Below are 20,919 nucleotides of genomic sequence, written 5' to 3'. Positions count from 1 at the left end.
TCGCCCGTGGGTTTGAAGGCTTGGCGGCGCGGAGCGCCGTCCATGGGCGGGACGCCCATGCCACACGACCCCGTCGCGACTTTCGGATCCAATGGAGAGCCGGCTCCGGGCGGGGAGCGCGGGCTCGTCCGCCTCACGCCAGCTCCAGGCCCGGCTCGATGCGCAACTGGTCAACGGGGACGCTTTGCGCGGCCGGGTCGGCCCAGGCGGCGAAGGCGATCATGCCGGCGTTGTCGCCGGTGTGCCTCGGCTCGGCCATGAGCAGCGGCAGGCGGCGGCGGCTCGCCAGGGCGGCGAGCGCGTTGCGAAGCGCGCGGTTGTTGGCCACGCCGCCCGACAGGCCCATGCTCGCGTAGTCGCCGCCCTGCGCGAGCGCGAGCCCGGCCTTGCGCGCCAGCGCGTCGATCACGGCCTGCTGGTAGCTCGCGCAGAGGTCGGGCATCCGCGCCGTGATTTCCTCCGGCGTCATTTTTTCGAGCAGGTAACGCAGGCTGGTCTTGAGCCCCGAGAAACTGAAGTCGAGATCGCTGCGCGGCCCGATGCCGCGCGGAAAATCGAACGCGGCGGGCGCGCCCGAGGCCGCGCATTTTTCGATGAGCGGTCCGCCGGGATAGCCGAGGCCGAGCAGTTTCGCGCCCTTGTCGAGCGCCTCGCCGGCCGCGTCGTCGCGCGTCGAGGAAAGCACGGTGATGCGGCGCTCGCGGTCGAGCCGGAAGAGCAGGGTGTTGCCGCCCGAGACGATGAGCCCGAGATGCGGCAGCAGCGCGGCGAGTTTCCCGTCGAAGGCCCCGGGCGCCTCCGCATGCAGCGTGATGAAGGGGGAAAACGCATGCCCGCGCAGATGGTTCACGCCCATCAGCGGCACGCGGAGCGAGAGCGCCAGGGCCTTGGCCGCCGCCGTGCCGATGGCGAGGCAGCCCGCCAGCCCCGGCCCGTGCGTAACGGCGATGCGCCGCACGCCCCCGAAGCCCGTCCCGGCGGCCTCCTGCGCGCGCTCCAGCAGCGGCGCGATGGTGCGCAGGTGCTCGCGTGTGGCAAGGTCGGGCACCACGCCGCCGTAACGGCCGTGCAGCGCGATCTGGCTGTGCACCCACTCATGCGTCAGCCCGCGCGCCGGATCGAACAGCGCCACGGCGGTCTCATCGCAGGAGGTTTCGAGGGCGAGTATCATTTTGTTGCAACCGCGAAGGGCGCGAAGGATGCGAAGAGGTCGGGAGGCGGGGCCATGTTGTTTGTCATCATATCTTCCGAATCAAAATACAGGGAAGGCTTCAAAATCCTTTTTGCGGCTCCCGCGTCTCCTGGCGGTCGTTGAAATTCGTCCAATGCTTCGCGCTCTTCGCGTCCTTCGCGCTTAATATGATTTTGTCGGTTCTATTTTGCCCTTGCGGCGCCTTCGCCGAAGACCAGCACGCCGCGCAGCACCTCGACCGCGGCCTGCAACTGACGGTCGGGCATCAATTCCGCGCCGAAGCGTTCCTTGAACGCCGCCGCGTCCTTGATGTCGGGGCGGGCGAGTTGCAGCCCCACGCTGTCGTCCTCCTCGTCGCTCAACACGACTTCGACCTGCGGCTCCACGCCGCGCTCGTGGATGGTCGCGCCGCCGGGCGTGTAATACCGCGCCGTCGTCAGCCGCACCGCCTCGCCCGCGCGCAACTCGAAGATGGACTGCACCGAGCCCTTGCCGAACGAGCGCTCCCCGACAATGACCGCGCGCCCCGTGTCCTTCAGCGCGCCGGCCACGATCTCGGCGGCGCTGGCGCTGCCGGCGTTGATGAGCACGGCGAGCGGAAGCCGCAGCGGGGGGGCGGACGACCCGGCGCGGTATTCCTTGCGGTCGTCCGCGCGGCGTCCCTGCGTGTAAACGATGAGCCCGCCCTTTTCGAAAAACGGCTCCGCCACTTCCACCGCCGCGTCGAGCAGGCCGCCGGGATTGTTGCGCAGGTCGATGACGAGGGCGCGCGCGTTTAGCCCGAGCAATTTCTGGAGCGCGTCGGAAAACTCCGCGCCGGTGCGCTCCGTGAACTGTGTGATTTGCAGGTAGCCCGTGCCGCCCGAGTCCGGGAGCACGCGCACCTCGCGCACGCTTTCGCTGCGGATGACCTCGCGCGTGAGGGCGACCTCGTATTCGCGCTGCTCGTCGGGGCGCAGCAGGCCGAGGCGCACCCTGGATTTCGGTTTTCCGCGCAGCCGCGTCACCACGTCCTCCATCGTCGGGCGCTCGAGCCGGTCTCCGTCGATGCTGACAATCTCGTCGCCGCGGCGGATGCCCGCGCGTTCGCCCGGGGCGCCCGCCACCGGCGCGATGATATAGACGCGCCCCTTGCGCATCTCCACCTGCACGCCGATGCCGCCGAACTCGCTGCTTATGTCCTCCTCCAGCAGCTTGAATTCGCGCGCCTCCATGAATTCCGAATGCGGGTCAAGCGACTCCACCAGCCCGTGCAGCGCCGACCGGCCGAGCTCGCCGAAGCCCACGCGGTCGGCGTCCACGTAGTGTTCGTTGATGAGCAGCATCGCGTCGCGCACATAGGCCGACGAGCTGTCGAGCCCGTCGCCCGGGAACAAGCCCCAAGTCCGGGCCAGCCGCACCGCGCTGTCTGCAATAAACAAGCCCAGCACCGCGCCGCACGCGATGGTCAGGATACGTTTCAAGGTGGAGCTCATGTACAAAAGAAACGGCCACTGTGCGCATTGCGCGGCTTTTGTAAATGGATTCGTCACGGCGCGCCCGATTGTTTTTTCTCCGGTTCAAACCATGTCCGCACCCGACGCCACCGCTCCCAGCCCCGCTTTTCTCGAACGCTTTCGCGCGCGCGCCGGCGATGGCGGCGTCATGCCGTTCGACCGGTTCATGGATCTCGCGCTTTATGATCCCGCGCTGGGCTACTACCGGCGGGACCGTGTCCGCGTGGGGCGCGCGCCCGGCACGGATTTCCACACCGCGTCGTCCGTCGGGCCGGTGTTCGGCGAGCTCGTCTGCGCCGCCGCGGGCGCGTTGATCGCGCGGCGGCGCGCGCGCCCGGCGGACTTTGCCTTTGTCGAGATCGGGGCCGAGCCGGGCTCCGGTGTGCTTGCCGGCGTCGCGCATCCATTTGCCGCCGCGCGCGAAATCCGCATCGGCGAGCCGCTCGACCTTTCCGGGCCTTGCGTGGTGTTTTCCAACGAGCTCTTCGACGCGCAGCCGTGCCGCCGCCTGGTCTTTCGCGGCGGCGCGTGGCGCGAACTCGGCGTGGCGCTGCGCACCGGCCGGCTGGTCGAGACGGAAATGGCGGCGACGCAATCCGGCGCGGACGGCGACGGCCTGCCGGTGCTTCCCGTGCCCTGGCACGAAAACTACCGCCTCGACCTTCCGCTTGCCGCCGCCGGGCTCGCGCGCCGGATCGCCGCGCAGCCGTGGAGCGGGCTCTTCCTCGCCTTCGATTACGGGAAAACCTGGCCCGAATTGCTGGAGGATACGCCGGCCGGAACCGCCCGCGCCTATTACCGCCACCGCCAGCACAACGACCTGCTCGCGCGGCCCGGGGAGCAGGATCTCACCTGCCATGTCTGCTGGGACTGGCTCTCCGGCGCGCTCAGATCCGCGCGTTTCGCCCCGCCGGTGGTCGAGCGCCAGGAGGCGTTTTTTATTCACCACGCCGCCGACTGGCTCGCCGCGCAGGCTTCCGGCGAGCCGACCGCGACCAGCCCGCGCAAACTCGCCCTCATGCAACTCCTGCACCCCGGCAACCTCGGCCAGAAATTCCAGGCGCTGCACGCGTGGCGGGAATCATCATGATGACGCATCCTTCGCGAATCACGCGAGATACTGGCGGATACGGATCATATAAACTATATCATTTCCGAACGAAATTTATATTTAGAGCATTTCCTATTTATTCTGTCGCAAATAAACCATGTCCCCGTAGGGCCTGACCTTGTGTCAGGCCGGTTTAGTGCCCGCGGCGCGACGCAAGGTCGCGCCCTACATGCGACAAAATAAACCGAAAATGCTCAAGGTAGGGCGAGGCGTCCCGCCGAGCCGTTGCTGGCCTGCGGCTCGGCGGGGACGCCTCGCCCTACCTTGATAAGTCTATAAATGGTTCGGAATTGGTATAAATCAGCGCGCTGCCGCGCGAAAGCTCCGGCCCCGCGCGTCCCTGTCGTGGCGGGCCCGGGGGCATGGATTGGCATTACGGCTCGATATACACGCCCTTGAGCGGGTGCAGGTCGAGCGGGTTTCCGGTCCAGCCCTTCACCCCGGGCAGGCGCAGGTTGTTGCGCACATAAAAATAAACCGGCGTGAGCGGCGCCTCGTCGGCGAGGATTTCCTCGCAGCGTTGATAATATTCAAGGCGTTTCGCCTGGCTTTGTTCCGAGCGCGCCAGCGCCAGCAGGCGGTCGTATTCGGCGTTGGTCCAGCCCGTCTGGTTGTTGCCGCTGTCCGACGCCATGATGTCGAGAAAGGTGCTCGGGTCCAGATAGTCGCCCACCCATCCCGTCCGGCTGATTTGATAATCCAGCCGGCGCATGGTTTCAGACCACACCTTGCCTTCCTGATTGTATAATCCGATATCGATCCCGAGATTCCGCCGCCACATCTCGCTGATGGCCTCCGCGATCTGCCGGTGGCCCTGGTTTGTATTGAACAAGATTTCCAGCCTGGGGAAGCCGGCGCCGCCCGGGAAGCCCGCCTCGGCCAGGAGCTTTTGCGCCTGCCCGATGTCGGTGCCGAGGCGCGCGGAGGGTGCGAAACCCGGGATGCCGGGCGGCGTGAGGTTTGCCGCCGGAATCTGGTCGCCGCGCGCGACAAACTGCACGAGCCGCTCGCGGTCAATCGCCATCGCCAGCGCGCGGCGCACCCGCACGTCGTTCAGCGGGGGCGCGTTGACATTGAAGCGATAAAAATACGTCGCGAACATGGGGCTGGGATTATACACGCCGCGCGGGTCGTTTTTATAAACCGCGATTTTCGAGATGGGCAGCGTGGCGGTGACATGCAATTGCCCGGTGCGGAAGGCGCGCTCCTCGGCGTCCTCGTTTTCGATGGGGAAAAACACCACCTCGTTCAGCAGCACTTTTTCGCGGTCCCAGTAGGTCGCGCTTTTCACGCAGCGGATGCGCTGGTGCGGCGTCCATTCCGCCAGGGTGAAATAGCCGTTGCCGACCATGTTGCCCGGGCGCGTCCATAATGTGCCCCGCTGGTCTATGGGGCCGAATTTGCCGATGGTCGGCGGGTGCACCGGATACCAGGCGGAGTGGCACACCATCGCGGGCAGATATGGCACCGGATACTCAAGCGCGAGCACGAGCGTGTGGTCGCCGTCGGCCCGCGCGCCGATTTGTCCGGGCGCGGTGATTTTTCCCGTGTTGAACGCCTCGCCGTTCTTCAGCGCATAAAGCATGTAGGCATATTCCGCCGCGAGGCCCGGCGACAGCATCCGGCGATACGCGAAGACAAAATCGTGCGCGGTGACCGGGTCTCCGTTTGACCAGCGCGCGTCCGGGCGCAGGGAAAACGTCCACGTCAGCCCGTCGTCGGAGACTTTCCATCCGGTCGCGACCGCCGGGCGGGGCTCGCAGGTGACCGGGTCGTATTGGGCGAGCCCTTCGAACAACGCCATGATGATCTGGAAAGTCTGGTGGCTGTCGGCGATGTGCGGGTCGAGGTCATTGGGTTCGGCCAGGTTGCCGACAAGCAGGGTCCGGGTTTTGTTTGCCTCCGCGACCGACAGGTTTTGGCGTCCGCCGCAGCCGGACAGGGCGAGCGCGCAGCCGATGACAATGATGAGAGGCGGGAATTTCATGGATGGCAGCGTAGCAGATCGCGGGCGCGCGAGAAGCGGGAACGGGATATTTTTCAAGGCGGCGGGGCGGGCCGGCTGCTTTTGCGGTTGTTTTTGCGCCGGACTCGCGCAGCGTGGGCGTCCGCCGCACATGAGCCTCAACCGGATTGAACAGCAGCTGTTTGATTATATCGACACCCACCCGGAGGAAAAACGATTCTGGATGGACAAGACGCGCGCGACGGCGGCGGCAAGCCCGGATGAGTTCTCCGCCGCCGCCGCGCTGGACGGGGAGTTGCGATATTATTACATGGAGCGCGCCGGGGTGGTGCCGTCACTGGCCGAACTCGCGCGGGCCGAGCCCGCCGCGCGCACCAGCATGCGCAATCTTGCCGAATACCTCATCCGCGTCTGGACGCCGCCGCGCGTGAAGAAGCGGAAAAGCCCGGCTTGATCCGGCGGCGGCCAAGGCGCGCGCTAATGCGCCCCGTCCTCGACCCAGCGCACGCAGAACTGCACGAGCTGGATGGCGTTGGTGATGCTGAGCTTTTCCTTGATTCGCGCCCGGTGGGACTCGACGGTTTTTATGCTGATGTGCAGCTTCGCGGCGATGTCGCGCGTGGGCAGGCCGTTGCCGATCATGCTCACGATCTCCAGCTCGCGATCGCTTAATATGTCCACCGGCGAACCCTGCCCGGGATCGCCCCCGCCGGCGACATGATCGAGCATGCGGCTGGCCACGCGGTCGCTGACGAACACCTTGCCGGAACGAATGCGGCGGATGGCGTCGAGGACCTTGTCGCTCATCTCCTGCTTCATGACATACGCCTTCGCCCCGGCCTTCAGCACGCGCATGGCGTAGATCGACTCGTCATGCATCGACAGCACGAGAATCTGCGCCTTGGGGTCAAGCGCCCGGATGTTTTTGATCAGCTCGATTCCATTGTAGCCCTTGAGCGATATATCGACGATGGTCAGGTCGGGTTTGATCGTTGATATCATTTTCAACGCGGTCGGGGAGTCCTCGGCCTCGCCGCAGCAGGTCATGTCGGGCTGGCCGTTGATAAGCTCGATGAGCCCCCGCCGCATGAGCGGATGGTCATCGACAATATATACACGGATTTTCTGGTTCATTGCAGGCGTAGTATTCACTGGAAAACCGGATATATGAGACGCAGCACGGCCCCGCCCGGGCCGTCATTGTACAGATGGATGTCGGCCCCGAGCAGATCCGCCCGGCACTGCATGCTGTGCCATCCCATGCCCGCCTTGGCGGACTGGGTCTGGGGCAGGCCGCGGCCGTTGTCTTGCACGGTGAGCTGCATGCGCTCGTGTCCCGGGGATGGGGCGAGGGCGAGGGTGATTTCCGTCGCCCCGCCGTGCCTGACGGAGTTGCTCATCGCCTCTTGGGCGATGCGGTAAATCTGGACGACCTGCGAGCTGGTGTGCGCGGGAATGAACGCGGGAAACTGCGTGCGGATCTCGACGCCGAAGCGGATGTGCACCTGCCGGGCGAGGTCTTCCAGCGCGTCGCGGATGTCCTTGAACTGGATGGCGTCGGTGAACAACCCGTGGGCGAGCGAGCGCGTGCGCTCCATCGCGGCGCCGAGCTGGCGGTTGAGTTCCTGAAATTGCTTCGCCTCCTGCGGGAGCCGTCCCATGATGCGATCCTCGGTTGCGCGCATGAGCAGGCTGATGCCGGCCAGCACCTGGCACAGGTCATCGTGCAAATCCTGGGCGATGCGGTTTTTCTCCCGCTCGCCCGCCTGGATGCTTTCGAGCTGGCTGGCTTTCTCGGCCTGGATGTCCGCCACGAATCCCCGGATGGTGGTTTTGCCGTCGCGAGGCTCCACATCCACAATGGAATGCCGTATCCAGAGGTCCTTGCCGTTTCTGTCGACAAGCCGGTATTCGATGGATTGCGGGCGACCGTCGCGCGGGAGTTCGCCAAAGTAGTTGTTTACCCGGGTCTGGTCCGCGGGGTGTATGATTTCATGCCAGCGGCGTCCCTGGTCCAGGGCCAGCGCCTGGATGAACGCGGGTGTGGACGGAAAGATGCAGGATGCGGAAAGCGGGCTCGTCTCGCCTTCCCAGGCAACTATGCGCCCTTGGGCAAACATGCCGTGCAATGCCCACTCCGGCATCGCGAGCGGATGGATCTCAGGCAGGCGTTCTTCGTCCGCGCCGGTATGTCGAATCCGGCGGGCTCGCGTAGTCATGTTTCCCAGGAAGGTCGCGAGCCTAGGGTCTAATCCCTTATATTTTGTAGTAGATTCCATGAAATCGCGCGAGTCGCGCCATATTTCGGCACCGGGTCGTTGACTGCATGATGTGGACCAAATTTATTCAGCATGGTTGGTTCTGTATCTTGGATGTGATCTGTCGAGACAATGAAATACAGACGCAGTTAACTGACATATAATTAACTCAGTGAGGCAGATCTGGTTAATTATATATTAATTTGCAAGAATGCGGCTGCATTAATTAACCTGATAATGGCATCGCCTGTGGTTAGCACATGAACTGCTGCAATCTTGCGTGGTGGCCTGAGTTGCCGCTGATTTTCGCCTGTTAGCATTATTTTGACGCGACCGGACGAATCATGGCCGCTTAATTTTTTATAATAGCCATGTTTCGATAAGGTTAAATTTATAAATCACCGCGTTTCGCGTCACCAGCGGATGGACGGACAGGCTGCCGCACCGCGCGCGGGGCCGCCGTGCGCGCCTCTTGCCTGCCGCTCTGGAGAAGGCTGGCTGGACGCCGGAGGGCCGGGCGGATTCGAGACACTCCGCGACCCACCCGGCGCGCCGGATTCGGAGCCATTCGACGCGCGGGAAGTTCTCCGGTCCGGGCGGCCGACCGACCCCGCAAGCGGGTGGGGGAGCGGCACCGGGGCGATTGAGGTGGCAGGAGGCGCGGTTTCGGAGCGCGGAATTGCGTTGGCGGCGCCTGGTTTTCCTCCGGAAGCGCGACCGCGCCGTCCAGCGCCTGTTTTTTACAAATGCGGCGCATCGTTTTACCTTTGCAAGAGTGCGCTTGACATTGCTTGCGCGGGGCGGTGCATTAACCGACTTTTCCAAAAACAGTCTCCGTAAAAGTTAATCACATGGCTCTCAAAATCCGTCTTTCCCGCATCGGCGCCACTCACAACCCGATTTACCACGTGGTCGTGGCCGAAGCCCGTTCACGTCGTGATGGCGCGGCGGTCGAAATTCTCGGCACCTATACGCCCCGCTCGAAGAAGGAGCAGCTTTCCCTCGATGTCGCCCGCGCCGAATACTGGCTGTCCAAGGGCGCGCTCCCGACCGATACCGCCAAGGGCCTCATCAAAAAAGCCCGCAAAAACGCCCCCGCCGCCGAGCCTGCCGCGGCCGAGGCCTGAGTTTCGCGCCACGCGCCATCGAGTGCGTTTTCCTTTTCCCCGGTCGCCCCGCGCCCGGGGATTTTGTTTTTCTAGGATGTCCGGCAAAATCCATGGTGTGCGGAAAATACATGGTCTCGTTGCTTGAAAGGGATTTTCGTTTCTGGTTCACTCATCCCATCCGCTTATGAAAAAATCCAAAAAATCCAAATCCGCCTCTCCCGTGGTCGAGTTGCTCGACCTCGTCCTTGCCGACTCCTACTCGCTGATGGCGCTCACGCATAGCGCGCACTGGAATGTCGAGGGCCCGAACTTCTTCTCGCTGCACACGGCGTTTGAGGAGCAATACCAGGATCTCTTCACCGCGGTGGACGAACTGGCCGAGCGCATCCGGTTTCTCAAGGCCTATGCCATCGGCGGGCTGGGGCGTTTCGCCAAGGTGTCCGGCCTGCAGGAGCCTTCCGGCCCCCTTTCGGCCCGCGACTACGTGACGAGCCTGCTCGAGGCCCACGAAAAGACCATCAAGGATTTCACCGCCCTGCGCGATGCCGCCGGCGAGGCCGAGGACGCCGAGACGCAGGACATGGCCATCGCCCGCCTCCAGTGGCACCAGAAGATCGTCTGGATGCTCAAGAGCTGGATGAAGTGAATCCCTCCGCGCGCGATGCGGGACGGGAACTCTCCGCCACGCATCATTCGCCGATCGAGTCCCGCGCACGAAACGGCGCGGGCTTTTTTGCGCCGAAACGCGCCCCATGCCCGCGTCCCGCGGCGGCGCGGGACCGGCGGAAAGAGTCCGGGCGCATCCCTCTTGGAGAACCGCCCTGCAAACTGTCCGATGTCAAAAGGAGTTTCCCGCCGCATTTCATGTGCTTGGATAAGGCGAGCCGTCCCGCCCGCCCTCGACTTGTCTGCCCAATGAAACCAACTTCCGCCCTGTTCCCGCGCCTCGCCCTCCTCGCAATTCCCCTCGCGCTCTCTGCCGCGTCCGTGCCTGCGCCCGCCGCGCAAATGTTCCAGCCGCGCGGCCTCCAGCCCAATCTTGTCCACAACATCGAGCGTCCGCTGCGTTATGCGCCCGACGGGCACGACTTCGTCATCGAAAATGGCGGCGAGTTTTTCAACCGCCCGCTCTACGGCGGCCACACCGCCTTCCGTGTCGATGCCGGCGACATGCCCGAGTTTTCGCTCTACCTGCCCGGTCGCGGCGGCAACCTCCGCCTCGGCATCCGCGCGGCGGACGGCTCCGCGAAATGGCTGCACGAGGCCGCCCGCGTCACCGCCCGCTACCGCCCCGGCGAAATGCTTTACGAAATCCGCGACCCGCTCCTCGGCGCGGATGCCGTGCTGCGCCTCCACGCCATTGCGCTCCACCAGACCGACGGCCTCATCGTGCGCGTCGAGGCGAAAAACCTCGCGCCCGCATCCGTCGGCGGCCTCGAACTCATCGCGGCCTACGGCGGACTCAATGGCAGACGCGGCAAACGCGACGGCGACATCGGCACCGAGGCCGTGCCCATCGGCGAGTATTTCCAGCTCAAGCCCGAGGCCTGCGCCGGAAACGCCTTCGCGCTCGAAGGCCCGCGCTTCACGCTGCGCGCGCGCCCCGCGACCATCGCCGGGCTGTTCCCCGCCGCCGCGAGGCTCGCGCTGGCCGATGCCGCGTACTGGTCCTCGCCCGCCGCGCTCCTCGCCTCCGCGGCCGGCGGCGCGTCCGTGCCGCAGTCCCCGGTCGTCACCGCCGTGATGCCGCTCGCCGGAGCCGGCGGCGTCGGGCCGCTCTTCCTTTGCCTGCAACGTATTCAGGAAACAGATACGGGTGGCGCTTCCGCCGCCGCCGTCTCCACCGAGCTCGCCGATTACGCCGCCGTCACCTCCGCCGGCCGCCCCGGCGCGAAACCCGTGCCCGTGCCCATCCCGCTCGCGCCCGCCTGCGCCGCCGCCGACCTGCCGCGCGTCTTTGGCGAGGCCGCCGCGCATTTCGCGGCCGTGCGCTCGCAAATCGCGGTCGAGACGCCCGACCCCTTCATCAATGCCGCCGTCGCCGCGCTCAACATCGGCGCCGACGCCGTCTGGGACGAGCCGCAGGGCGCGGTCATGCACGGCGCGATCGCGTGGCGCTCCAAGCTCCTCGGCTGGCGCGGCCCCTACGCGATGGACGCGCTCGGCTGGCACGACCGCGCCCGCCGCCATCTCGCCTACTGGGCCACGCGCCAGAACACCGATCCCGTCCCCGCAAAGCTCCCGCCGCCCGACGAGAACGCCAACCTCGCCCGCAGCGAGGCCGCGCTCCACAGCAACGGCGACATGGCCAACTCGCACTACGACATGAACACCGTCTATATCGACGCGCTCTTCCGCCATTTCCTCTGGACGGGCGACTTCGATTTTGCCCGCGAGTTGTGGCCCGTCATCGAGCGCCATTTGGCATGGCAGCGCCGCCTTTTCCGCCGCGAGTTCGGCCCCGAGAGACTTCCGCTCTACGAGGCCTACGCGCAGATCTGGGCCAGCGACGATCTTCAGTATCACGGCGGCGGCGTCACCTACGCCTCCGCCTACGCCTGGTATCACAACACCCAGGCCGCCCGCCTCGCGCGTCTCCTCGGTCTCGACGCCACGCCCTACGAACGCGAGGCCGCGCTCATCGCCCGCGCCATGCGCGAGTTTCTCTGGATGCCCGGCGTGGGCATGTTCGGCGAGTTCCGCGATCTCCTCGGCCTGGGCCGTCTCCACGAAAGCCCCGGCCTCTGGTCGTTTTATCACACGATGGACGCCGGCCTCGTCACGCGCGAGGAGGCGTATTCAATGGCCCGATACGTCAATGCGCGTTACCCCGCCATTCCGGTGCGCGGTCCCGGCGTGCCGGACGACGGGGATTACCGCGTGCGCTCCTCCACCGACTGGATGCCCTACACCTGGTCGGTCAACAATGTCGTCATGGGCGAAAACATCCACGCCGCGCTCGGTCTCTGGCAGGCCGGAGTGCCGGAGCGCGCGTTCACGCTCATGAAAAGCTCGCTGCTCGCGAGCATGTTCATGGGCATCTGTCCGGGCAACGTCGGCTCGCTCAACTATCTCGACGTTTACCGCCGCGAGTCCCAGCGCGATTTTGCCGACGGCAGCGGCGTGACCTCGCGCGCGGTGGTCGAGGGGCTTTTCGGCGTGCAGCCCGACGCGCTTGCCGGCGAGCTTGTCATCGCGCCCGGCTTCCCCGGAAAATGGACGCGCGCCTCGATCAAGCATCCCGACGTGAGCTACACGTTTGAGCGCGACGGCAAGGTGCAAAGATTCGTCATCGAGCAACACGGCCCGCTACCGGCGCCCGTCACGCTGCGTGTCCCCGTCTTGAGCGGCACTGCGACGGTCACATGCACCACGACCGGCGAGACCCGGACGCTGCACGCGCGGAATTTGCCCGGTCAATATCTCGCCATCGAACGCTTGATCCCGGCGAAAAAATTGGAGGTCGAAATCACATGGAGCGGCGACGGCATTATCTATTCCGATGCCGATGAATTTCCTGCGGGCTCGCATTTTGAGGCCGCATTGCAGCGGCTTTTGAATCCGCCCATCGATTGGAGTGTTCCGCCTGCCGAGGGTGCGACATTCTCGCCGGTGAATCTCGACGCTCATTTCAACGACCGCGTCACGCAAATCTTCAAAAACGAATACCGCTCCCCGCGCTCGCCCCACGTCTCGCTCGCCATCCCGAAGCAAGGCATCGGCGCGTGGGCCGGCCACGTGAACGCCACCGCCGACATCGACGACAGCGGTCTGCGCGCCGCCGCGCGGACCGGCGGCGGCCGTGTCACGCTTCCCAACGGCGTTTTTTTCGCCACGCCGGGCGAGCCGGAGGCGCCGAACATCCTTTTCACCTCGCTTTGGGACAACTACCCCGGCGAGGCGGCCGTCCGACTCGAAGGCCGTGCGCGCCATGCGTATTTCCTGATGGCGGGCTCGACCAACTGGATGCAAAGCCGCATCGACAACGGCGAGGTGATTGTCACCTACGCCGACGGCACGAACACCCGCCTCGCCTTGCGCAATCCCGACACGTGGTGGCCCATCGAGCAGGACCTGTTTTACGACGACTATCAATTCCGCTGTGACACGCCGCCGCCCGCGCGGCTGAACCTGAAAACCGGCGAATTTCGCGCGCTCGATGCGGACGAGTTCAAGGGCAATGGCCGCACCATCCCCGGAGGTGCGGCGACCGTGCTGCATCTCCCGCTCGACCCGAAAAAAGAGCTGCGCTCGCTCACCCTGCGCACCCTGAGCAACGAAGTCGTCATCGGCCTCATGGCCGTGACCTTGGAGCGGTAAAGGCAATGCCCGGGGTGGCACGGGCATCCTTGTCCGTGCCAAACCCTACCCTGCATTTTATAAAGGCGGATTTTATATAAATCCACGCTCAGGAATATAATAGGGCATCCCAAGTAAAATTGTAGTCGCTGGCGCTGCAACCCAATCGGTTGCAGCGCCAGCGAAATCTGACTCACTTTGGGTTAACCGACGCGGCCACAATATTATTTAAAACGCTCCAGCGCGGCCATCATGGAGTCCGCCCCTCCATTGTTATAGTTTTGGGTTCTTCGCTATTTTAATATGATTCGCCAAGTTAATAATTTCCATGAGAATGGCAGGCATGTCGCTTCGCCCGGATTCGCTTTGACGCCTTTTTTGTGCCGTCGCGCCGTCGCGTGAAAAACATGCTTTTTCAGGCATCGAAAACAGCGACGAACCTGGTTTTTAGAAATGATTAATATTAGGCTGGATGCATGTTGCGAAGGTGGCCGTATTTTGCGGGCGCCTTGAATTTTTTCCCACGGGTAAAACGTGGATGCGCGCGCTCGATTTTTCCGCGCGGGAGGGCCCATTGAAATGCCTTTTCCTTCGAAAGGTTACGGTCATGGAAATATCGTGTGACGGAAGGGTGCTGGACTTGACTCTCCTTTGCCATTCCCCGTTCGCTGTATTAATCGTCTTTTTGGGGACTATATTCTCGAAACCCAAATCAAACGACCAATGCCATGCATAAAACGTTCTTGAAATTGTTCACCATCGCGGCGGCGGGATTTGCCTTCATGGTGTCCCTTCCCACCGCTTCCGCCCAAGGCATCGTTTCCTCCGGCATCACCGGCACCGTGGTCGATGAGGCCGGCCGGCCGCTCTCCGGCGCTGCCGTCACGGTAATCCACACACCCTCCAACACCGCCGCCACCGCGATCACGGGCGCCTCCGGTCGTTTCGGTGTCTCGGGCCTGCGCGTCGGCGGCCCCTACACCGTCTCCGCCACCATCGCCGGCTACGATATCAAGCCGCTCGCAAACGTCCACACCAGCCTGGGCGGCGACAGCGACGTGACCCTCGTCGCCACCGGCGAGGTCATCCAGCTCGAACGATTTGTCGTCGGCGCCTCCATCAACGACCTCAATGCCGCCGCCACCGGCGCGAGCAGCGTGCTCGACAACCATGCCATCAATAACATGCCGACCACGAACCGCTCCTTTGCCGACATGATGAAGACCAATCCCTTCGTCTCGATCCGCTCCGGCGCGCAAGTGACCGCGCTCGGCATGAACAACCGCTACAATTCGATCTCCATCGACGGCGCCCGCCAGAACGACAACTTCGGCCTCTCGTCCACCGGCCTCTTCTCCCTCAAGAATCCCTTCTCCCTCGACGCGCTCGAAAACTTCAGCATCCAGCTCACGCCCTACGATGTCACGCAAAGCGGCTTTGCCGGCGCCTCGATCAATGCGGTGAGCAAGAGCGGCTCCAACGAGTTCCACGGCTCCGCCTATTACGTTTACACTTCCTATAAATGGCAGGGGGAGGATGTCTTCGGCACCACCGCCGGACAGCGCACCTCCACCTTCTACGAGCGCACGTGGGGCGCCACCCTCGGCGGCCCGATCATCAAGGACAAGCTGTTCTTTTTCGTGAATTATGAAAAGTTCAGCAACCCTTCCGGCGGCGCGACCAATCCCGGTTTCATACCCGACGGCACCGTGCTTTCCAGCCTGGCCGGCCAGTTTGGTTCCCTGCCCGGTTCTCCCAACTTTGGCTCCTTTGGCAGCGTCGGCGGCGCCTTGCTTGAGGACGAGAAGAAACTCGTGAAAATCGACTGGAACATCACCAGGAATCACCGGTTGACCGTCCGCTACAGCGAGACCGAGGGCAATCAACCCAGCTATCCCGACTTCCGCAGCACGGGCGCTCCCTCCGGCTTTCCCTCGGGCCTGGGCGCCTCATTCTCCAACGGAGTCACCACTTTTGATTCCAAATACTATACCCTTGCGGTTAACGAGGAAGTATGGGCCGCCCAGCTCTTCAGCAACTGGACCCCGAATCTCAAGACCGAGTTCGCCTTCTCCAAGAACGACACGACCTCCCTGCGCTCCACCCCGGTCAACCTGCCGGAGATCATCCTCCTCAACGTGCCCGGCACCTCTTTCGCCACCGGGGATGCCCTCACCACCAACACCGCCCTGCTCTTCGGCACCGACTACAGCAGCATGGGCAACGGCATCATCAGCAAAACCATTGGCTACAGCGGCAACATCACCTATTCGTGGAAGGATCTCACCTTCAAGGCCGGTTTCGACCGCGAGGAGACCGATTTCGAAAACCTCTTCCGCAACGGCTCCTACGGTCGTTTCGTTTATAACTATGCGCCGGGCTTCGACCTGGCCACCGCCACGCCCGTCTTCTTTGCCCGCAACGTCGCGACCGAGGGCTTCCCCGGCACCGACGTCAGCACTTTCGAGCAGACCGGCTTCTTCGTCCAGGCCAAGTGGGAACCCAGCCACCGTTTCAACGTCACGCTCGGCCTCCGCTACGATGTGCTCGGCAGCCCGATAGACCCGTCCTATAACCCCGCCTTCGAAACCGCATTTGGCGTTCGCAACGACAGCACCATCGACGGCGCCGACCAATTCGCTCCCCGCCTGAGCTTCAACTACGCCCTCGACGACGAGCGCAGGATCCAGCTCCGCGGCGGCGTTGGCGTCTTCCTCGGACGCAACCCGTGGGTCTGGGTTTCCAATTCCTACGGCAACGCCGGTTTTGGCCGCTTCACGCCCTCTTCCGACACCGGCCTCGGCCTGCCGACACTGGGCCAATACCTCGGCGGCACCTTCGGCAGCACCGATCCCATCTACTCCTTCAATTCCGGCAATCCGATGGGCACCACCACCGCGACCACCGGCGGCGGCGACGTCGCCTTCATGAAGCCGGGCCTGAAACTCCCCACCAACATGCGCGGCAACTTCGCCGTGGACATCAAACTGCCCTTCCTCGACTCGATTTTCTCGGTCGAATACATCCGCACGGATGTCATGGAAGCCATTTTCTATGACCAGATCAACCTGGTCCCCATCGGCCAAGGCGCCGACGGACGCACCCGCTTCTCAGGCCGTCAGAGCACGGCCTTCAACCGCGTGTATCGTTTCGGCAATACCGATGTCGGCGGCTCCGACTATGTTGCCTTCTCGCTCGACCGTCCGTTCAAGGATGGCTGGTCCTACAATATCACCTATACCCGCGGCAAGGCCACCGAGGCCCAGCCCGGCGGCAGCTCGACCGCCAGCTCGCAGTGGCAATACAACATCGTCTTCAACCAAAACCAGGTGGAGAGAACCCGCTCCGATTATGAAGTTAAGGATCGCATCCAGGCATCCATCAGCAAGGAATTTAATTTCTTCAAGCGATTCAAGACCACCGCCACCCTCTATTACGAAGGCCGCAGCGGCCTGCCCTACAGTTATGTCTATTCGGGCGACCTGAACGGCGATGGCTCCAGCGGCAACGACACCCTCGCCGTCCCGACTGGCGTCGACGATCCCCGTTTCGACTTCTCGGCCATGAGCAGCGCCGAAGCACGCGATGCCTACATCGCCTTTATGCAGAATAGCGAATTGGCCGCCCACGCCGGCGGCTACGCTCCGCGCAACGCCTTCCTCGGTCCGTGGCAGAGCCGCCTCGATCTCCACCTCTCCCAGGAGATTCATGTCCATGGTCCGGTGAAGGTCGAGGTTTTCGCCAGCTTCATCAACTTCGGCAGCTGGCTCAGCGACGATATTTTCAACTACATCGAGACACTCGGCAATCCCAGCAACAGCAACCAGAACCGTGTGCTCGGCAACGCCAGCTACGGTGCCGACGGCCGCATCCGCCCGACCGTCTCGCTCAACTCCGATGGCACGATCAACTTCGCTTCGGGCTCGCAGTTTTTGGTCAACAACAGCGATTCGCGCTGGCGCATCCAAGCCGGTGTCCGCCTGAAGTTTTGAGCCAAGAGTTGAGGCCGGGCGACTGCCCGATCACTTTTCCCCGAGGCGGCCGCATCACGCGGCCGCCTTTTTTGTCCGATGGATGGGAAGCGGACATGTCAGGGAGCGCCGGCCTCCTCGCCGCCGCCCATTCTGAAAAAGAGGCCGGGCAAGCAGTCGGCAGGTGGGGCAGGGCGGCGGCTCGGCGGGACGCCTCGCCCTGCCCGCTGCTCACCGCCCGCAGAACACGAAATCAGGTCGCCTGAAGAAAATCCTTGACGCTGGCTAAATCATTTTAGCATAATTTGTCAATTATCTATCCCGCAAATGATTTTTAATCGCTCAATTGGAAGCAACAAAAGTTCCCACGCTTAAGCTCAAGCGATTTAGCTAACTCACCCAAATTCCTTACTCCCATCCATCATGTCCCATCCAGTTGAATCCACTCCCCGGTCCTCTGATTGTCATTCCCTTCCTATCCCGGCTGCGCTGGCTTGCGCTGCGCTGGTGGCGTTGTTTGCCGCCGGAACCGCCCCCGAGGCCGCCGCCCAGCAGAAAAAACTGCCCGAAAAACTCACCCGGCTCGAACACAACAATCCCTCCGCCGTCGTGAACCTCGGCGTCGGCCTCTGGGCCTGGCCGGTGGTGAGCGACCTCAACGGAGACGGCCTGCCCGACCTCGTGGTGGTGGCCGGAGCATCCCCTGATCGCGGCACTTATTACTTTGAGAACACCGGACGCAAGGATGCCGCCACCGGCATGGAGGTTTTCAAGAAGGCCGTTTACCTCGGCCCCGGCCGCAACGATGTCACGCCCTCCTACCTGCCCGATGGCAGCGTGCGCGTGACCGCCGCAAATTATGAGTATCCCGATTTTCTGAAGGCAGGCATCAATACAAAGAGCAAAGCGCGCAAGGAGCTTCCCTTCATCGCCAAGGAGATCCACAAAACCTCCGGACGCATCCGCGGCGAGCAGTGGAGCTTCGTCGATTTCGACGGCGACGGGAAGCTCGACCTCGTGCTCGGCGCCGGCGACTGGACGGATTACGGATGGGACAACGCCTACGATGCCAACGGCCGCTGGACGAACGGCCCTTTGCACGGGTTCGTTTATATAATGAAGAACCTCGGCACGAACGAGAAACCCCGTTACGCCGAGCCCTTCCGCCTGAAAACCGACGGACGCGACATCGACCAATACGGCATGCCCTCGCCGGTGTTCGGCGATTTCCGCGGCACCGGGAAACTCGACCTCATCTGCGGCGAGTTTGTGGACGGCCTCACCTTTTATGAAAACATCGGCACGCGCGAAAAGCCCGACTATGCCCCGGGCCGCCGCCTGACTTTCGACGGCGCGCCGCTCACCATGCCGCTCGAGATGATCGTGGTCACGGCCCAAGACTGGAACAAGGACGGCAGGCTCGACCTCATCGTCGCCCAGGAGGACGGCTATGTGGCGCTGCTCGAAAACACCGGAAATATTATAAAGTCGGAGCAGCGCTCCAATCCGCGCGACGAGCCGCTCGTGCGCAACATGCCCGAGTTCAAGCCGCCGCGCTTCTTCCGGCAGGAAGCCGACCACGTGAAGTTCGGCGTGCTCACCACGCCGGTGGCGGTGGACTGGGACGGCGACGGATTGATCGACATATTGACCGGCAACACCGCGGGCGAGATGGCCTTTATCAAAAACCTCGGCGGCAGTCCCGCCCGCTGGGCCGCGCCCGAGTTTCTCGAGGCGGATGGCAAACGCATCTGGATTCAGGCCGGCTACAACGGCTCCATCCAGGGGCCCGCCGAGGCCAAATGGGGTTATACCAACATCCATGTCGCCGACTGGGACGGAGACGGTCTGCCGGACATCATGACCAATTCCATCATCGGAAAAATCCTTTGGTATAAAAACACCGGCACCCGTTCGCAGCCGAAACTCGCCGCCGCGCAGCCCGTCCGCGCGGCGTGGGACGGTCCGGTCCAAAAACCGGCGTGGAACTGGTGGGACCCCGAGGGCGACGAACTGGTGCTCCAGTGGCGCTGCACGCCCTACATGATCGATATCGACGGCGACGGCGTCCCCGATCTCGTCGCGCCCGACCACGAGGGTTACCTCGCGTTCTTCAAGCACGTTGTCCGCGACGGAAACCATTTCGTGCTGCCCGGCCGGCGCATCTTCAGGATGCAGGGGCTGTCTGAGTTCAACTCCAGCGGCGTGGCCAAAGAGGACGGCGAGTCGGACGGCCCGCTGCGCATGAATTACGGCGAGGCCGGCCGCAGCGGACGGCGCACCTTCGAGTTTGCCGACTGGGACGGCGACGGGAAGCTCGACCTGCTCGTCAACACCGTGAATATCAATCTCTATAAAAACGTGTCCCGGAAGCCCGGCGAATGGATTTTCAAGGACATGGGGCCGGTGGACGGCAAAAAGCTCGCCGGACACAGCACCTCGCCGACCACCGCGGATTGGGACGGCGACGGCATCAAGGAGCTGCTCGTCGGCGCCGAGGACGGGTTTTTCTACCTGATGAAAAATCCGCGCGCGGAAAAATAATATTATTTTCCATTCAACTCATTCCATAACACCATGTCATCCAAAGTACCGAAAAAAGGAATTCTCGCGGCCTTGTGGCTGCCCGCCGATGCGGAGGGCAACCTGCTCAAGCGCGAACTCGCGGCCAATATCGCGTGGCTCAAGGCCAAGGGCGTTTACGGCATTCTCGCGCTCGGCAGCACGGGCGAGTTTCCCCACATGACGGTCGCGCAGCGCCAGGATGCGCTCGCGACCGTGGCGGAACTGGCGGCGCCCCTGCCCGTCCTGGCCAACATCAGCGACATCCGCCCGCGCGTCGTCGCCGAGCTCGGGCGCACCGCCCGCCAGCTCGGCCTGCCCGCCGTCACCATCATGACGCCCGGCTTTTATCCGAACACGCAGGATGACGTGCTGGAGCATTTCCTCCACGCGGCGGACAGCTCGCAACTGCCGGTGTTTCTATATAATTTTCCGTCCCTCACCGGCACGCGCATCAATATCGGGACGGTCGCCGCCTTTGCCGACCGCGCCAATATGGCCGGCATCAAGCAAAGCGGCGGCGAGTTCGAATATCACAAGGAACTCATCGCGCTCGGCAGGGAGAAGAACTTCGTCGTGTTTTCCGGCGCCGACACGCGCCTGCCAGAGGTGTTCGGCCTCGGCGCGGTGGGCTGCATCGGCGGCCTGGCGAACATCGCCCCGGAGCTGATGCTGCATTTGTATAAAGTCTGCCGCGAGGGCGCGCCCGGCGACATTCATCCGGCGTTTGAGCGCCTGAAGCAGGTGGGCGACACCGTGGACCGCCTGACCTTCCCGCTGAACGTCGCCGCCGGCATGGCCGCGCGCGGCGTGCCCACCGGCGAACCCAAGGCGCGCGTGTCCCCGAGTTCGCAAAAGATATATGATGGCATCGTCCGGGATCTCGGCGTCGCTTTCGAGCAGTGGGGTCTCCCGCGCTTCGATGCGGTCCCCGCCGCGACCGCCGCCCGTTGAT

At 63.6% G+C, this 20,919-nt stretch carries 13 protein-coding genes; 8 read left to right on the top strand and 5 right to left on the bottom strand.

Annotated elements, in window-relative coordinates:
- Nucleotides 1-133 precede the first annotated feature (133 nt).
- Together tsaD and OH491_RS11450 are read right to left on the bottom strand one after the other, a co-directional pair.
- Nucleotides 134-1,171: a tRNA (adenosine(37)-N6)-threonylcarbamoyltransferase complex transferase subunit TsaD gene (tsaD, locus tag OH491_RS11455; protein WP_068771285.1), complete on the bottom strand. Its 1,038-nt coding sequence runs from the start codon at nucleotides 1,169-1,171 to the stop codon at nucleotides 134-136.
- Between the two features lie 203 nt (nucleotides 1,172-1,374).
- Entirely contained in the window at nucleotides 1,375-2,667 is a 1,293-nt protein-coding gene (locus OH491_RS11450; protein WP_068771286.1) for a S41 family peptidase, read from the bottom strand.
- A gap of 91 nt (nucleotides 2,668-2,758) precedes the next feature.
- On the opposite strand from OH491_RS11450, the gene OH491_RS11445 reads away from it, so the two are divergent.
- Nucleotides 2,759-3,778 (top strand): SAM-dependent methyltransferase, encoded by a 1,020-nt coding sequence (locus OH491_RS11445; protein ID WP_068771287.1) that lies wholly within the window; start codon nucleotides 2,759-2,761, stop codon nucleotides 3,776-3,778.
- A gap of 394 nt (nucleotides 3,779-4,172) precedes the next feature.
- On the opposite strand, the gene OH491_RS11440 is transcribed toward OH491_RS11445, so the two are convergent.
- Entirely contained in the window at nucleotides 4,173-5,786 is a 1,614-nt protein-coding gene (locus OH491_RS11440) for a peptide ABC transporter substrate-binding protein (RefSeq protein WP_068771288.1), read from the bottom strand.
- A 130-nt stretch (nucleotides 5,787-5,916) separates the two neighbouring features.
- Here OH491_RS11440 and OH491_RS11435 point away from each other — a divergent pair, with 130 nt between their 5' ends.
- Nucleotides 5,917-6,219, top strand: a complete 303-nt coding sequence (locus OH491_RS11435) for a hypothetical protein (RefSeq protein WP_068771289.1) — start codon at nucleotides 5,917-5,919, stop codon at nucleotides 6,217-6,219.
- Nucleotides 6,220-6,242: 23 nt separating this feature from the next.
- Here OH491_RS11435 and OH491_RS11430 read toward each other — a convergent pair whose 3' ends face one another.
- Both OH491_RS11430 and OH491_RS11425 read right to left on the bottom strand, forming a co-directional pair.
- A complete protein-coding gene (locus tag OH491_RS11430; RefSeq protein WP_068771290.1) occupies nucleotides 6,243-6,899 on the bottom strand; it encodes a response regulator in 657 nt (218 codons plus the stop codon).
- A gap of 14 nt (nucleotides 6,900-6,913) precedes the next feature.
- Nucleotides 6,914-7,984: a histidine kinase gene (locus OH491_RS11425; protein WP_334319459.1), complete on the bottom strand. Its 1,071-nt coding sequence runs from the start codon at nucleotides 7,982-7,984 to the stop codon at nucleotides 6,914-6,916.
- A gap of 890 nt (nucleotides 7,985-8,874) precedes the next feature.
- Between OH491_RS11425 and rpsP the strand changes: the two genes are divergently transcribed.
- From rpsP to OH491_RS11395, 6 genes are all read left to right on the top strand, one after another.
- A complete protein-coding gene (gene rpsP, locus OH491_RS11420; protein ID WP_068771292.1) occupies nucleotides 8,875-9,150 on the top strand; it encodes a 30S ribosomal protein S16 in 276 nt (91 codons plus the stop codon).
- 166 nt (nucleotides 9,151-9,316) lie between these two features.
- The gene (locus tag OH491_RS11415) at nucleotides 9,317-9,778 is read left to right on the top strand and encodes a Dps family protein (RefSeq protein ID WP_068771293.1); all 462 of its coding nucleotides are present in this window, start codon (nucleotides 9,317-9,319) and stop codon (nucleotides 9,776-9,778) included.
- Nucleotides 9,779-10,047: 269 nt separating this feature from the next.
- On the top strand, nucleotides 10,048-13,452 hold the full coding sequence (locus tag OH491_RS11410; protein WP_068771294.1) for a DUF4450 domain-containing protein: 3,405 nt from the start codon (nucleotides 10,048-10,050) through the stop codon (nucleotides 13,450-13,452).
- A 707-nt stretch (nucleotides 13,453-14,159) separates the two neighbouring features.
- On the top strand, nucleotides 14,160-17,423 hold the full coding sequence (locus tag OH491_RS11405) for a TonB-dependent receptor (RefSeq protein ID WP_068771296.1): 3,264 nt from the start codon (nucleotides 14,160-14,162) through the stop codon (nucleotides 17,421-17,423).
- 402 nt (nucleotides 17,424-17,825) lie between these two features.
- Complete coding sequence (locus OH491_RS11400) at nucleotides 17,826-19,946, top strand: FG-GAP-like repeat-containing protein (protein ID WP_084442364.1); 2,121 nt, start codon at nucleotides 17,826-17,828, stop codon at nucleotides 19,944-19,946.
- Between the two features lie 33 nt (nucleotides 19,947-19,979).
- Complete coding sequence (locus OH491_RS11395) at nucleotides 19,980-20,918, top strand: dihydrodipicolinate synthase family protein (RefSeq protein ID WP_068771298.1); 939 nt, start codon at nucleotides 19,980-19,982, stop codon at nucleotides 20,916-20,918.
- The last annotated feature ends 1 nt before the right edge of the window (nucleotide 20,919 follow it).

The sequence above is a fragment of the Termitidicoccus mucosus genome (assembly GCF_038725785.1).
GTDB lineage: Bacteria > Verrucomicrobiota > Verrucomicrobiia > Opitutales > Opitutaceae > Termitidicoccus > Termitidicoccus mucosus.
This window is presented reverse-complemented; position numbering and strand designations above follow the sequence as displayed.